This window comes from Nibrella viscosa (genome assembly GCF_039541875.1).
Taxonomy (GTDB): domain Bacteria; phylum Bacteroidota; class Bacteroidia; order Cytophagales; family Spirosomataceae; genus Nibrella; species Nibrella viscosa.
Window position 1 is genome coordinate 42,362 of the sequence record NZ_BAABHB010000015.1, and the last position, 15,015, is coordinate 57,376.

A 15,015-nucleotide genomic window follows, 5' to 3' on the forward strand; every position below is an offset into this window, starting at 1 on the left:
CTATTGATTTTACGTCTTTTACCGTACATTGGCTTTTATAGGGTACTAATCCGCTATGAGAAATTCCTGATTTTCAGGTGGCTATCCTTCCTGTTTTTTTCCAGCCGAAACTAACCATTTACCTGTATGAGACAACTTCTTTCCATTATTTTCCTTGGTGCTACTCTCACAATTGGCAGGGCTACACCGCCAACCGGTGAAACATTGTTGCTGCGTACGCCAACGCTCAGCGCAACCCACCTTGCCTTTACGTATGCAGGTGATATCTGGCTTGCAGATAAGAGCGGCAACAATCCGCAACGGCTAACGGTACATCCGGAAGAAGAATCCAACCCGATGTTTTCGCCCGATGGGCAATGGATTGCCTTTAGTGGTAATTACAACGGGAACAATGATGTCTATGTGGTTTCTGTGAACGGCGGTATTCCGAAGCGGCTCACGTATCACCCGGCTGTTGACCTGGTACGGGGCTGGACACCCGACGGCAAACACATTCTGTTTTCCTCCAGCCAACAATCAAATTCAACGCGTTACAGCCGGTTGTTCCTTATACCGGTCAATGGGGGAATGCCGGAAGTGCTGCCAATGCCTATGGCCGAACATGGGCAGTTTTCGCCGGATGGAAATACTATTGCGTATACGCCAATTCATGATGCTTTTGACACCTGGAAACAATACCGGGGCGGGCAGACCCCACCGGTATGGCTCTTTGACCGGAAGACGCAGGAAATACAGGTAGTGCCCCATACCAATGCCTCCGATACCAGACCCGTCTGGGCCGGAAAAACGGTGTATTTTCTGTCGGACCGGGCGGGGACTATGAATGTCTTCGCCTACGAAACCGAATCGAAGCAGGTGAAGCAGGTTACTCAACACCAGGATTTTGACGTAAAAGCGCTGGCTTCAAATGGAAAAGAAATTGTTTATGAGCAGGCGGGTCGTTTGCACCTGCTCGACCTGACAAGCGGAAAGGGTAAACCAATCAGTGTACGGATTGCTCCGGATTTACTTTCGCTTCGTGCGCAGTACAAGCCGGCAGCCAAGTTTATCCACCATGCCACTATTTCACCCACCGGGGTACGTGCTCTTTTTGAAGCTCGCGGGGATGTGTTCACGGTACCATTGGAAAAAGGAGATACCCGAAACCTCACTCAAACGCCCGGTACGTTTGAACGGTATCCCTGTTGGTCGCCCAACGGTCGGCATATTGCTTACTTCTCAGATGCCGGCGGAGAGTATAAGCTTATTGTCGCTAATCAGATGGATGGGAAACAGGTGGCGGAGATTGACTGGAACGATCCATCTCATTATTACGAACCAACGTGGTCGCCGGATAGCAAAAAACTGTTGTTTACCGATAAACGGCTCCGCGTGTATTACCTTGATCTGGCTACGAAAAAGCCGGTCCGTGTCGACGAAGATACCTATGATCACCCCCAGCGGTCACTTAATCCAGTCTGGTCTCCTGATAGCAAATGGATAGCCTATACCAAACGACTGGATAATCACCTCCGGGCAGTGTTTGTGTATAACCTGACTACGGGAAAATCGGCGCAGATAACCGATGGGATGAGCGATGCCGTTTCGCCGGCTTTCAGCCGTGATGGCAAATACCTGTACTTTGCCGCCAGTACCAACTTCGGCCTTAACTCAGGCTGGCTCGATATGTCCTCGTATGAGCGGCCAATCAAGCGAAGCCTGTATGTGGTTATGCTTAGAAAAGGAGAACCGTCGCCCCTGGCACCGGAGAGCGACGAAGAAAAGCCAGGCGATGAACCAGCCGATAGTGTAGCCAAAACACCGGCTAAGCCAAAGGGAAAAGTGGACGCTACCAGTAAACCAACCAAACCGGCCGATAGTGTGAAGGTGGCCGTTACCATTGATCTGGATCAGATTGATCAACGCATACTGGCGCTGCCTGTTCCGGAAAACAACTACGAAGATTTGCAGGTGACAGCCGAAGGTAAGTTGTTGTTTACCCAAATTCCGGCAGAGTCCGGAGCCCGAACGCTGCACTGGTTTGACTGGAAAACACGAAAGAGTGACGAGTTCATGAGCGGTATCTGGGGGTATACAATCAGTGCCGACGGCAACAAACTATTGTATTTTGCCCCTTCGGAGGTAGCTGGTATTGTAGACACCAAGGCAAAGCATAAGGTTGGAGACGGCAAACTCGACCTGAGCAAAATGGAAGTTTGGGTTGATCCACAGGCCGAATGGAAGCAGATGTTTGATGAAGTCTGGCGGATCGAGCGGGACTATTTCTACGTAAACAACATGCACGGCTCCGATTGGAAAGCCATAAAGCAAAAGTATGAACCCTTTCTGGTGCATGTAGGCCACCGTTCCGATCTTAATTTTCTCTTTGCCGAGATGATCGGCGAAATGGTGGTTGGTCATAATTATGTGGGTGGAGGTGATGTACCGGCGGTCGACCCTACACCCATTGGGTTATTGGGCGCTGATTACCGGGTTTCTAACGGGCGGTTCCAATTTGCCAGAATTTTCAGCGGGTTGAATTGGAACCCCGACTTGCGTTCTCCGCTTACGGCCCCTGGGGTTGAGATTAAAGAAGGCGAGTATCTGCTGGCGGTCAACGGCAAAGAAGTAACGGCAACGGATAACCTGTATAGTTTTTTTGAAAATGCCGCCGAACGCCAGACGTTGCTCACGGTGAACTCCCGGCCAACAATGGAAGGTGCCCGAACCGTTACCGTAATGCCCGTGAAGAGTGAAAGCGGATTACGCAACCGGGCGTGGGTGGAGAACAATCGCAAACGAGTTGATGAACTAACCAATGGACAGGTTGCCTATGTGTACCTGCCCAACACGGCCCAGGCCGGCTACACCTATTTTAACCGGTATTATTACGCCCAGCTCAACAAGAAAGCGGTCATTATCGACGAACGATTCAATGGGGGAGGGTCCGCAGCCGACTATATTGTCGATAACCTAAACCGGCCGCTCTTAAGCTACTGGGCAACCCGCGAAGGAAAGATGTTTTCTACACCGACAGCCTCAATATTTGGCCCCAAAGTCATGATTGTAAACGAGTACGCCGGGTCGGGTGGCGATGCGCTGCCGCTTTACTTCCGTCGCCGTAATCTGGGTAAGCTGGTTGGTAAGCGTACCTGGGGTGGTCTAGTTGGTATCTATGATTACCCGGTGTTAATGGACAATGGATTTATTACGGCACCCCGATTGGGCATTGTTAGCCCTGATGGCAAATGGGAGGTTGAAAACGAGGGCGTGGCCCCGGATATTGAGGTTGAAATGACGCCCAAAGCAGTTATTAACGGGGGAGATCCGCAACTGGAAAAGGCGGTAGAGGTGATTATGCAGGAGCTAAAAAATCAGTCTGCCCAGCCAGTAGCCAGACCTGTTGATCCCGTGCGGGTAAACAGTGGGAAATCCTGAAAGTTTGGTGTGTAATGCATTGACTGAATAAACCTGCAGCGGGTGATTTTAGCTTATCTCCTGAATACTACCCGCTGCAGGTTATCGACCGAAAAGGTAGTCACCTCCTGACTGGCAGCCGCCTGTTTCCGGCCGGAGGTGACTTCAAAAATCAATTGATTGCCTGAGAGTTCATAGGTAGCCGTAAGAACAATGCCCTGGGTTTCAAACACGCTGTATAGCTTGTTACCGAACAGGTGATCGGCAAGTTCGATACCGTTGCCTTCGTCAGTGACGTAAATTCCTTTAGCTGGGTCTTTGAGCCGCAGCACATAGTCTTTAACCACGGGGTGCTTCGGCGACAGGTACTCGGTTTTCCAGGTCCAGGCATTCGGATCAGCCGTTCTGGCCACTGTATGCCGGACCGGCACACTATCTTTAACCGCCCCCTGCCGGTAAATATACATCGTGCCCGTCCAGGTCCCCAGGCACGCATCACCAAACGGCCGCTGTGCCTGGGCAAAGGAAAGTAACCCCACCATACAGCCAAAAACTACAGATAAGGCTTTCATACAGAAGACGGGGAATGGCTGCGGCATGGAAAGTGACTACCGCTTTGAGCTGAAAAAGGTAAAGGTGCCCAGCAGAAAGTCCTGAATGGCATCGCCGTGGCCCTTGCCGGGCAAGGAGATTAACTCTACGTTGGTAGCCCCCCGCTTCTTCATCGCTTCGAAGGCGTCAACAGAGTTAAAATAAAAAACCTGCTGATCGACCGTGCCGTGGTAGAGCTGCATGGGCGTGCGCGGCTTCCAGTCGTAAATATTATTGTCTCTGACGGCATTGATAAACGGGGTATCCGTTCCGTCGTTTACCCCCTTGCGGAAGGAGTCCATTACGGCCTCGTTGAAGCTTACCGGAATGTTGGCACCGAACGGATTGCTCGTTACGGCCGTGGCATAGGGTTCTTTGAGGTAAAAACTTATCGGCCGGTTCAGCCCGTATACCCGGTTGTAGGTCGATAACACCATGGTATAAAGTCCGTTGTAGGCAGCAATGCCGTGGGTTTTCTGGTTAATCAGGTAGTTCATAAACGCTGAACTGTTATAGGCACCGGCTCCGCAACTGGAAGCAACCAGGTTGAATTCTGTGCCGGTTTCTTCCTCTATTTTCTTTTGCAGCGCCATAGTCGCGAAACCACCCAGCGAATAACCGGCAATCATTAGTTTCTGGTCCCACTTGATATTCTCCTGCCGAATAAACTCCCGCGTTGCCCGTATCATATCCAGCGAGGAAGAAGCCAGCGAGGCCCGGTGCTGATAGGGGTGCGGCAGATTTTTTGATACGCCGTAGCCAATAAAATCGGGCAGGGCTATAATGTATCCGTTGGAGGCTAGTAGCGAACCGATGGAGTAGGTTTCGCTGCCGGGACCATTGTTGGAAGGCGCGTCGGCGTCGGAGAAGATGGTGCCGTGCTGCTCGCTGATAAGCGGAAAGCTCAGGTTCTTATCTGCGGGGTTGGGGATTACCAGCGCTCCCGAGGCCTGCACTTCGGTACCATCGGTGTTTTTGGTTTTATACACAATACGGTACACCTTGATGGGGTGTATCAACAGGAATGCCAGCGCACCGGAATTGGGGATGGCTCCCGTCACCCGGGAAATCACCTGCTCCCGCGAATACTCGCCCAATAGCGTATTGCTGACCAGGTATTGATTGGCGGGTTGGGGATCTGTTGGCTTCTGACAACCGGCCAGCCAGACCAGCAGCAGCACAGTGGATATAACGCGGTAGTAATGACGAAGTGGGTGCATATAATGGGTGTTTAAACAGGACAGAAAGATACGATTTTTGCAGTAGGTATCCTATTAAGTTCTGGTAACGGCTATGACGTATATAACTTACGTGCCTTCAAGGCAAAAAGCGGCTACGCGCCTTCTTCCCAGACCTGACACAGATTGACAATTACTTCCACAGCCTTTTGCATATCCTGCACCGATACCCATTCGAGCCGGGAATGAAAGGCGTGTTCGCCGGCGAAGATATTGGGGCAGGGCAATCCCATAAACGATAGCCGGGAGCCGTCGGTACCGCCCCGGATGCTGCGCCGTGCGGGTGTGAGGCCGCTGCGCCGGATGGCTTCCAGGGCATTGTCGACTACGGCCGGGTGCTGGTCGAGTACCTGCTTCATGTTGCGGTACTGCTCAATGCTGGTAAACAGGGCGCTGGAATTGGGGTAGCCGGCAAGTACCTGCTTTGTAACATCCTGTAGGTAATGCTCTTTTTCCAGCAGTCCCTGTTCCGTAAAGTCGCGGACAATGAATTGCAGCACGGCCTTATCCTGATTCCCTTCCAGATGGGTTGGATGCACAAAGCCGTCGTACCCTTCCGTGGTTTCGGGCGATAGCTGATCTTTGGGCAGGGCGGCCAGCAGGTCGGCGGCTATTTTCAGCGCATTTTCCAGCTTGCCTTTGGCAAAACCGGGGTGCGTGCTGACGCCCTGAATGGTAATCTTAACGCCGTCGGCCGAGAACGTTTCGTCTTCGAGCGTGCCCAGGGCTTCGCCGTCGATGGTATAGCCATAGTCGGCACCCAGCTTCTGAATATCCACTTTGTCGGTGCCCCGGCCTATTTCTTCGTCGGGCGTAAAGAGCAGCCGGATTTTGCCGTGTTTTACCTCCGGATGGGTCATCAGGTAATGGGCAGCATCCATGATTTCGGCTACACCGGCCTTGTTGTCGGCCCCAAGCAGGGTAGTACCACTGGCCGTAATGATGTCGTTGCCCACCTGAGCCGCCAGATCGGGATGGTCGGCAACGCGGATAACCTGCGGAAGGTCACCGGGATTTTCTACGTCGGGCAACACAATGTCAGAACCGTCCCAGGCCTGATGGATAATCGGTTTTACGCCCGCTCCGGTCACATCCGGCGAGGTATCTACGTGGGAGCAGAAACAGATAACAGGCACATTCTCCTTATCGGTATTGGCCGGAATGGTGGCGTAGACATAGCCGTAGGGGTCCAGTTCGGCATCCTGAATACCCATGGCGTGCAGCTCTGCCACCAGCACCCGGCTCAGGTCTTTTTGCTTTTCGGTAGACGGATTGGTCGCAGCATGCGGGTCCGACTGGGTATCAATCTGCACGTAGTGCAGAAAACGATCGGTAACGGTGAATGGGTAATCGTGCATAGGTTATTTACTCAGGATACTCTCCAGATCGGCCGGGGAGTAGTTGATGTTCTTGAGGGTTTTGTTGTCGGCGGTGCGGTACACCAGAAATTTGCCTTCCGACCCGATGTAGTGGCAGTCGACGCCCTTGCTCCGGTAATGATCGACGGTCGCCTGGGCCTCTTCCTCGGTCAGGCAGGCTTTGCTAAGGTTAGAACGTTGTACTTCGTCGAACAGTGTCCTGAATTTCTCGCCCAGCCCGAATTCGAGCACAGCCCCGGACAGAACGTATTGTAAATCGCACAGGGCATCGGCCACGGCCACGATGTCTTTTTCCAGAATAGCCACCTCCAGCTCTTTCAGCTCTTCGGCCAGCAGGGCTACGCGCAACTGGCAGCGGTTTTCGGCCGGCAACTGCGGAGTATCCAGAATGGGGTGGTGAAATGTACGGTGGAATTCGGCAACTTGATTGAGTGAGTCAGGTGATTGCATGGTCTGGAACCAGGATTTTACAGATTAACAGGATACAAGGAGGTCCAAAATAAGGACTAAAATCCGTTGGTAAGCAGGAAGTCTTTTAACGTTTTGATTTCCTCTTCGTCAATGGCCGGAAAGTTGGCGATACGGAAGGTGGTGTTTTTCCAGTCGCCGTAGCCGTTGCCGAGGGTGATGCCCTGCGCCAGCGCTGCGGCCTTAATGGCTGCAATACGCTCGGCCGAACCTTCTACGGCAATAACGGTATCGGAGCGGAGAGCCGGGTTTTGGATCAGGAGGTGCAAATCCTGCTCCGCCGATGCCGCCTGCCCCGACGCAATGAACGTATACCAATCTTCCGCCCGCTGCTTTATCAGGCGGTCTACCTCCTCAATGGGCGGCACCTGCTGCAAGACCCGCATGAGCAGGTAAATGCCGAGACCGTTGGGCGTGTACTGCGTCTGGAACTTCCCGATGTTCTCGTGAATGAAGAGCAGGCTGTTGTAGTACTGACGGTCACTAATGATTTCGGCTTTTTTCAGCGCGGCCGGGGAGTAAATGAGCAGACCTAACCCGGCCGGTAGCCCCAGGCATTTCTGCACGGAGGCAATCCAGACATCCGCCAGCGTCCAGTCGAGCCTGATACCGCCCATCGACGATACGGCATCGACGGCAATCAACCCAGTGAAGCCGTGCCGAAATTCCGCCAGCGTTTCCATCCGTACCTGCGTGCCGTTGGAGGTTTCGTTCTGCACCACGCACAGCACATCGGCCAGACCGGGCTCGATCATCGGCTTGATGCGGTGGGCATACTCCATCCACTTTTTACCGAAAGCCCCGCTATGCGGATGCAGACTGGTAGCCACCGTCAGCGACTGCGCTACAATTTCCCAGCCCTCGGTGGCCGATGAGATAAACGCAATGTGGTAATCGGCCGGGATGTCCAGCTTTTCGTGCAGCAGCCGCAGCGTTTCCTGAACAATGTCCATAAACCCCCGGCTGCGGTGGTTCAGGCTGACAATGCCCTGCTGCACCGCTTCCTGCGCATACTGCGCCACCTGCGGGTAGACTTTGGAGGGGCCAGGGTAAAAGGTGATCATGGGCCTACTGCTGACTTAACAGATACCGAATTGCCAGCTCGTAGCCCATTAGTCCCAGCCCAACGATCACGCCTTTGCATTTGGCAGAGAGGTAGCTGTGGTGGCGGTACGACTCGCGGGCGTGAACGTTGGAGATATGGACCTCAACGGCCGGAGCGGTTACGGCCGAGAGCGCATCCGCCAGGGCGATGGAGGTATGCGTGTAGGCCCCGGCGTTGATGACGATACCGTCGATGGTGAAGCCCAGCTCGTGTATTTTATCAATCAGCTCACCTTCGTGGTTTGACTGAAAATAGTGTAATTGCACGTCGGGGAACTGCTGCTCGACCGTCTTGAGGTAGTCGATAAACGAGCGGTTGCCGTAGATGTCCGGCTCGCGCTTGCCCAGCAGGTTCAGGTTCGGGCCGTTGATGATAAGGATTTTTTTCATAGTGTACCCCGGAATGTAATTCCGGCTTTTATTTTCTCCCGGAATGCAATTCCGGGGTACAGACATGTGGCAAAGTTATATCAATGCGTTTAAAAACTACCTGAAGTTGGAGCGGTCGCTGGCCGAAAATTCGGTGGAGGCTTACCTGCACGATGTCGGGAAGCTCTGGCAGTTTCTGGCATTGGCCGATGAGAAACCCGTTGGACCGCTACAGGTGACGGACCTGCATCTGCGCGATTTTCTGAAATACCTCGGCGAACTGGGGCTGTCGGCGCATAGCCAGGCCCGCATCTTGTCGGGACTGAAAGCGTTTTATAAGTTTCTGGTGCTGGAGAATACCATCCAGCATGACCCTACCCAACTCATTGAGGGGCCGAAGCTGGGGCGAAAACTGCCCGATACGCTGAGCTACCCGGAAATTGAGCAGATGCTCGATGCCATCGACCTCTCCACGCCCGGCGGCACCCGCGACCGCGCCATGCTGGAGGTGCTATACAGCTCCGGCCTGCGCGTCTCTGAACTACTTGACCTCAGGCTGACCAACTGCTATTTCGACGATGGGTTCCTGCGTATTTTCGGGAAGGGCAGCAAATTCCGATTAGTACCGATTGGGGAGGATGCGATTCGGTATACCCGCATTTATGTAGAGCATGTGCGGAACCAGTTGGCTGTGCAGAAAGGCGATGAAGACACCGTTTTTCTGAACCTGCGCGGCAAAAAGCTGTCGCGGGTATCCGTTTTTACCACCATCAAGCGGCTGGCGGCTGAAGTGGGCATCCGCAAAACCATCAGCCCCCACACCTTCCGCCATTCTTTCGCCACCCACCTCATTGAAGGCGGTGCCGACCTCCGGGCCATTCAGCAGATGCTCGGCCACGAGTCCATCACCACCACCGAAATCTACACCCATATCGACCGCGATTACCTCCGGCAGACCATGATCGACTACCATCCGAGGGGGCGTGGTTGATTGGTTAACCAATCAACCAATTAACACATTGCACACGCAGCTACCCTTGGAGGTAATCGTCCTGGTTTCATCCAGTAGCCTGAAGCCGCCTTTGATGGAGTCCCAGAGTTCAGCGCTGTGCTTGTGGTCGTTGATGGTGACAATGAGCAGGCCTTCCGGTTTCAGGTAGGTTGCCAGGCGTTGCAGCGTTTTGAGCGGATGTTTGCTGTAGTAAATGACTTCGTTGAAGATAATCATGTCGAAGGTCCCCTCCGGCTCGTACTTGTCCATATCACCCACCAGGTAGGTGCATTTGGGGTCGGCTGCGGCTTTGGCCTGTTCGATGGCTTTGTCGGCAATATCCATGCCTACATACCGGCCGTAGTTCTGCTCTTGTAGCCGTTGTTGCAGCAGACCTTCTCCGCAGCCAATTTCCAGGATCTCCGGCTGCCCGGGCTTCAGGTATTTGACGTAGCCGACAATGACACTGAACCGCGCCAGCTCATCCAGCGCCTTTAGCCCGTCCCATAAGCCTTTGTCGTATTGATAGTTCCAGCGGTCGCGGTTGATACGAAGGATCTTGCGTTTGAGAAATGACGTCAGTGGGTGCATTCGGTTCGGGCCAGTTGGTTAATCAGTCGTAAAGTACGTCATTTTTCGATAACTTCCCGGCCCGAATACAACCGTTATGTTACAGACAGCCCCCTTATTGACTGGTCAGAAAGACGCTTTTAGCCTGCCCGAAGGCGTACACTACCTCAACTGCGCTACCCGCGCCCCGTTCAGCAAAGCGGTGGAGCAGGCGGGTTACAACGCCATCCGGCAACAGACCAACCCCCTGAACCTGAAGCCCGACGATTTCTTTACGGGTGCCGGTCGGGTGCGTGACTTATTCTCCCGGCTTATCAGCAATCCGGACCCGGAGCGGATCGCCATCATCCCGGCCGTATCGTACGGCATGGCTGTCGTGGCCCGCAATCTGTACCGCAAGCCTGGTTTAAAACCCGGTCAGCACATTCTGATGATTGAAGAAGAATTCCCGAGCGATGTATATTCCTGGGATCGGGTGCAACAGGAACTGAGCCTGACCATAAAGCAGGTGCCGATGCCGGAAGGCTTCCCCAAAAGTGACCGGTGGAATGAGCAGGTACTGGAGGCCATCACGGCCGATACCGCGTTGGTAATCACTCCGCCGGTGCATTGGATGTACGGCACGCGGTTCAATCTGGAGGCTATTTCCCGACGCGCTAAGGAGGTAGGTGCCCTGCTGGTCGTTGATGGGACGCAGGCCGTAGGGGCGTTGCCGTTTGACCTGCAAAGCGTGCAGCCGGATGCCCTGATTTGTGCCGCCTACAAATGGCTGATGGGGCCGTATTCCATCGGCATGGCGTATTTCGGGGAATTCTTCGACGATGGCGTGCCGCTGGAAGAAAGCTGGATGAATCGCCTGGGCAGCAATCAGTTTCACCGCCTGACGCAGTACGAGCCCACCTACCGGCCCAAAGCCTACCGGTACAACATGGGCGAACACAGCCAGTTTATCAATATGCCGATGACCGAAGTAGCTCTGGCGCAGTTGCTCGACTGGCAACCCGAACGTATTCAGGCATATTGCCAACGCCTGACGGCCGGGGTGCTGCCGGTCCTGGAAACAATAGGATGCCGCATTGAGCCGGAGACCGGACGGGCGCAGCACCTGGTGGGCATCTGGTTGCCCGACCATGCCGATTCAATGGCGGTGCAGCAGGCGTTATTCGCCAGAAAGGTATCGATCTCCGCCCGGGGCCGGGCCTTGCGGCTGGCTCCGCACGTCTACAATGATGAAGCCGATATGCAGGCGCTGGTGGATGCCCTCAAGGGGGTGCTATAAGCTGTCGGTAGGTATGGCAGTCGTATCAATCAGGGTATCGGCGGCCGTGTTATCAATTTCGGTAGGCAGGGCCCGTTCCAGTTGCCGGCGTTTATTCCAGGGCGCGGTGGTCCGGCGGCCCATGTCGATGGTAATCAGAATGACAATGGCCGTAAAAATGATGAAAACGATGACAAAGACACGGCGATTGCGTTTCATGCTTCTTTCAGGTGTTTCGGCGCTACGTAAAACAAGAGATTTCCGGTGCGGCCCGAGACCGCAGCCCACTCCAGGTCGGTAAACTCAATGGCCGCTACCGCCCCCTTGCTCATGGAGCCTACGTCCTGGTGCGTCAGGAACTCGGCAAAATAGGTAATGTCCGGATTGTGCCCGAACAGCATCGCCGACTGACAATTGGCCGGCAGCCGGTTCACGGCCGCCAGGTAGGCTTTTGGCCCTCCGTCGAACATGTGTTCGTCGTAGCTGATCGTCTCCGGATCGATACCGAGCTGTTCGGCTACGATCCGGGCGGTGTCCTTTGCCCGCAGGGCTGTACTGCTAATGAGGCAGTCGGCCGTAATGCCTTTATCTTTTAAGTGCCTGCCGATCCGCGCCGAGGCAATAATGCCTTCCGAAACCAGCTCGCGGTCGTGGTCGCGCATAAACGGTGCCCGGTCTTCGGCTTTGGCATGACGAACCAGGTAAAGCGTTTTCTTCATAATCTGCTCTGAGGGGCTTTCTGCAAAGAACAATGACGGAACGTATTAGTTTGAAAAGTTTGAGCAGGTCGACCAGGTTGAAAGTTGTTTTTAATAACTCACCCACCTGGTCAACCTGCTCAATTTTTCAAACGACACCCTTATAGCTCGCGAACCCAGATATTCCGGAAGCCAACGGGGTTACCGTGGTCCTGCAGCAGAATGGGGCCTTTGCCGTGGGGTTGTACTTTCGGGTAGCCGATGTACTCGGTTGTACCTTTGATGGCAACATGATTCTGCACCAATACGCCATTCAGCAAGACCGTCACATAGGCGGGCTCGGTCATCAGACCGGCTTTGTTAAACCGGGGGGCCATGTAAATGACATCGTAAGTCTGCCAGTCGCCGGGCTTGCGGCTCGGGTTGGCCAGCGGAATAGCTTGCTTGTAAATTGACCCAACCATGCCGTTTACGTAGGTCGGGTTGTTGTAGTTGTCCAGCACCTGCAATTCGTAGCGACCCTGCAGAAAGACCCCGCTATTACCGCGCCCCTGTCCGGTGCCTTCTACCTTTTCGGGCGTTTTGAATTCAAGGTGCAGTTGAAAATCGCCAAACTCCTGCTTTGAGCGGGCCGAAAAGCCTTTGGTCGAGTAAAGAACGCCATCCTGTACGGGCCATTTCAGCGGACCTTCGTTGGTGTTCTCCCAGTTGGCTGGTGAATACCCTTTAATCGCTACCCACTGATCGGTATTCTTTCCGTCGAACAACACAATGGCATCTGAGGGGGCTGAGATGCCGGTGGCGTTAGGCCCGGTGGTGCCGGGGGTAACCACCGGCGGAACGGGTTCCCAGATCTCGGACGATTGCGGATTCTGCTTCACTTGTTCGTTTTGCGCAACGGCCATACTAAAAACGCCCAGGCTTAGGAAAAGAGGTAAGACAAGTTTTTTCATGGTTAGGAGAACTGAGTTTTTTGCTACAATAAACGCCCAAATATAGAGCAATTGTCTATTCACCGGCTTTTATCCTGAAAAAATGGTAAATTTCCGCTCCGATTTCTAATCCAATTAATTTTCAATGTTGTTCCCTATGAATCTATCACGCTTCGTGATCGGCGTGGGCTGGGTGTTAGGAGCCAGTCTGGCCCTGGCTCAGGCTCCGGCCCCTAAACTGACCACTTTGCCGCTCAACGATCTGAGTGCTTTTCGCAAGCCTACCCCCAACTGGCGTATCGCCGGTGACGCGACGGCTGACCTGAACCAGAAAGACGTTATGACCGCCAAATCGGGCACGGGCGTTCTGGTAAACATCCCTGTGCCCAAACAGGGGTATGGTATGCAGTATGATCTGCTGACAAACCTGGAACATGGTGACCTGGATCTGGAACTGGACTACATGATGGCCAAAGGCTCCAATTCAGGCGTTTACCTCCAGGGGCGTTATGAAGTTCAGTTGATGGATAGCTGGGGCGACAAAACGGCTCGTGTGGGTGGTAACGGCTCGGTTTATGAGCGCTGGGACGAAAGCCGGCCTGAGGGTCAGAAAGGCTATGAAGGGTACCCCGCCCGCCAGAACGTCAGCAAAGCGCCCGGCCTGTGGCAGCACCTGAAAATATCGTTTCAGGCACCACGCTTCGATGCCGGTGGCCGCAAGATCGAGAATGCCCGGATGCTGCGGGTAGAGCTCAACGGCGTACCTATCCACGAGAACGTTGAACTATCAGGGCCGACCCGCGGCCCGCTGGCCGAAAACGAAGTAGCCCTGGGGCCGCTGCGTTTTCAGGGTGACCACGGCCCGGTGGCGTTCCGGAACATCCGGTATGTGGCCTACGACAAACCCCGCCCTGAACTGATGAACCTGCAATATACCGTGTACCGGGGGCACTTTGAGAACGAAGGTGATCTGGGCAACACTCCTCCCGAAGCGCAGGGTCCGATTAACATCCTGACCGCCAATGTTACCCGGATTCCCAATGATTTTCTGATCCGCTACACCGGTACGCTGCGCGTGAAAGAACCCGGTGAGTACAGCTTTAACCTGGGCGCACCGGGTGGTGGGGGTCAGCTACGCATCAATAACAACGTGGTGGTAAAGCCCGGCGGGGGTAACCTGCGCGGAACGGCCACCCTGCCCGCCGGGGACCTGCCGTTTGAACTGCTGTACACCAAATTTGTGAGCTGGGCAAAGCCGGGTCTGGGTCTGGCAGTTGCCGGTCCGGGCATCCGGGAGTTTGTCATCAGCAGCCCGGTTGATGGCGGGAACGATGAGACAGAACCGATTTTTGTGGATGCCCCAACCAACACTCTGCTGCGGAGCTTTATGGATATTCCGAATGCCAGCGGTCAGGGTCGCCGTACCCGCGTAACCCATGCTGTTTCGGTGGGTAGCCCGGAGCAGGTGCATTATACTTACGATATGGACAAAGGCGCCATTGTGCAAGTCTGGCGGGGCGATTTTCTGGACACCACGCCTATGTGGCACAGCCGGGGCGATGGCTCGTCGCGCCCGCGGGGTACGGTGCAGCGCCTGGGTATGCCGGAGCTGTTTGTGGGCAAACTGGCGTCGCAGCAAGCGGCCTGGGCAACCGATACCACCGGCAGCGGCTACCGGCCGAAAGGCTATGTGCTGGATGAGAACGACCGCCCTACCTTCCGCTACCAGGCCTACGGCACCAGCGTAGAAGATGCCATCCGGGTAGCCGATAACGGGCAGGGTGTACGCCGGGAGGTGACGTTCCGGAACCCGTCGGCCGATCTGTATGCCCGGCTGGCGGAAGGCAGCACCATTGAGCCGATGCCGAATGGTATGTATATGATCGACGGTAAGTCGTACATCGTGCGCGTCGAGGATGCCGGTGGCGCAACGCCGGTGGTCCGGTCAGTAGGCGGTAAGCAGGAACTGCTGGTACCGGTACGCGGAGGTAAACTGAGCTACTCCATTCTTTTCTAATCCA

Annotated in this window: 14 protein-coding genes; 4 read left to right on the forward strand and 10 right to left on the reverse strand. The window is 54.5% G+C overall.

Annotated elements, in window-relative coordinates; all coding sequences use genetic code 11:
• Positions 1-126 precede the first annotated feature (126 nt).
• Complete coding sequence (locus ABD931_RS24955) at positions 127-3,417, forward strand: S41 family peptidase (protein ID WP_345270747.1); 3,291 nt, start codon at positions 127-129, stop codon at positions 3,415-3,417.
• 53 nt (positions 3,418-3,470) lie between these two features.
• On the opposite strand, the gene ABD931_RS24960 is transcribed toward ABD931_RS24955, so the two are convergent.
• The 6 genes from ABD931_RS24960 to aroQ all read right to left on the reverse strand — a co-directional run bounded on the left by ABD931_RS24960 (position 3,471) and on the right by aroQ (position 8,566).
• Positions 3,471-3,968: a hypothetical protein gene (locus tag ABD931_RS24960; RefSeq protein ID WP_345270748.1), complete on the reverse strand. Its 498-nt coding sequence runs from the start codon at positions 3,966-3,968 to the stop codon at positions 3,471-3,473.
• Positions 3,969-4,004: 36 nt separating this feature from the next.
• Positions 4,005-5,207, reverse strand: coding sequence for an alpha/beta hydrolase family protein (locus tag ABD931_RS24965; protein ID WP_345270749.1), 1,203 nt, complete (start codon positions 5,205-5,207; stop codon positions 4,005-4,007).
• Between the two features lie 113 nt (positions 5,208-5,320).
• Positions 5,321-6,583 carry a peptidase T gene (pepT, locus tag ABD931_RS24970; protein WP_345270750.1) on the reverse strand — a complete coding sequence of 421 codons (1,263 nt, stop codon included), beginning with the start codon at positions 6,581-6,583 and terminating at the stop codon, positions 5,321-5,323.
• A gap of 3 nt (positions 6,584-6,586) precedes the next feature.
• Positions 6,587-7,054, reverse strand: a complete 468-nt coding sequence (locus ABD931_RS24975) for a pyrophosphohydrolase domain-containing protein (protein ID WP_345270751.1) — start codon at positions 7,052-7,054, stop codon at positions 6,587-6,589.
• 56 nt (positions 7,055-7,110) lie between these two features.
• The gene (locus ABD931_RS24980; protein ID WP_345270752.1) at positions 7,111-8,136 is read right to left on the reverse strand and encodes an aminotransferase class V-fold PLP-dependent enzyme; all 1,026 of its coding nucleotides are present in this window, start codon (positions 8,134-8,136) and stop codon (positions 7,111-7,113) included.
• Positions 8,137-8,140: 4 nt separating this feature from the next.
• Complete coding sequence (aroQ, locus tag ABD931_RS24985) at positions 8,141-8,566, reverse strand: type II 3-dehydroquinate dehydratase (protein WP_345270753.1); 426 nt, start codon at positions 8,564-8,566, stop codon at positions 8,141-8,143.
• A 64-nt stretch (positions 8,567-8,630) separates the two neighbouring features.
• On the opposite strand from aroQ, the gene xerD reads away from it, so the two are divergent.
• Positions 8,631-9,536, forward strand: coding sequence for a site-specific tyrosine recombinase XerD (gene xerD / locus ABD931_RS24990; protein ID WP_345270754.1), 906 nt, complete (start codon positions 8,631-8,633; stop codon positions 9,534-9,536).
• A gap of 12 nt (positions 9,537-9,548) precedes the next feature.
• On the opposite strand, the gene ABD931_RS24995 is transcribed toward xerD, so the two are convergent.
• A complete protein-coding gene (locus ABD931_RS24995) occupies positions 9,549-10,127 on the reverse strand; it encodes a class I SAM-dependent methyltransferase (protein ID WP_345270755.1) in 579 nt (192 codons plus the stop codon).
• 76 nt (positions 10,128-10,203) lie between these two features.
• On the opposite strand from ABD931_RS24995, the gene ABD931_RS25000 reads away from it, so the two are divergent.
• Positions 10,204-11,385 carry an aminotransferase class V-fold PLP-dependent enzyme gene (locus tag ABD931_RS25000; protein WP_345270756.1) on the forward strand — a complete coding sequence of 394 codons (1,182 nt, stop codon included), beginning with the start codon at positions 10,204-10,206 and terminating at the stop codon, positions 11,383-11,385.
• Here the strand turns inward: ABD931_RS25000 and ABD931_RS25005 are convergent.
• From ABD931_RS25005 to ABD931_RS25015, 3 genes are all read right to left on the reverse strand, one after another.
• Positions 11,380-11,583, reverse strand: a complete 204-nt coding sequence (locus tag ABD931_RS25005; protein WP_345270757.1) for a hypothetical protein — start codon at positions 11,581-11,583, stop codon at positions 11,380-11,382. The genes ABD931_RS25000 and ABD931_RS25005 overlap by 6 nt on opposite strands.
• Positions 11,580-12,083: a SixA phosphatase family protein gene (locus ABD931_RS25010; protein ID WP_345270758.1), complete on the reverse strand. Its 504-nt coding sequence runs from the start codon at positions 12,081-12,083 to the stop codon at positions 11,580-11,582. Before ABD931_RS25010 ends, ABD931_RS25005 begins: the two co-directional genes overlap by 4 nt.
• Before the next feature lie 140 nt (positions 12,084-12,223).
• Positions 12,224-13,015, reverse strand: coding sequence for a 3-keto-disaccharide hydrolase (locus tag ABD931_RS25015; protein ID WP_345270759.1), 792 nt, complete (start codon positions 13,013-13,015; stop codon positions 12,224-12,226).
• A gap of 136 nt (positions 13,016-13,151) precedes the next feature.
• Here ABD931_RS25015 and ABD931_RS25020 point away from each other — a divergent pair, with 136 nt between their 5' ends.
• A complete protein-coding gene (locus ABD931_RS25020) occupies positions 13,152-15,011 on the forward strand; it encodes a 3-keto-alpha-glucoside-1,2-lyase-like domain-containing protein (protein ID WP_345270760.1) in 1,860 nt (619 codons plus the stop codon).
• Positions 15,012-15,015 lie beyond the last annotated feature (4 nt).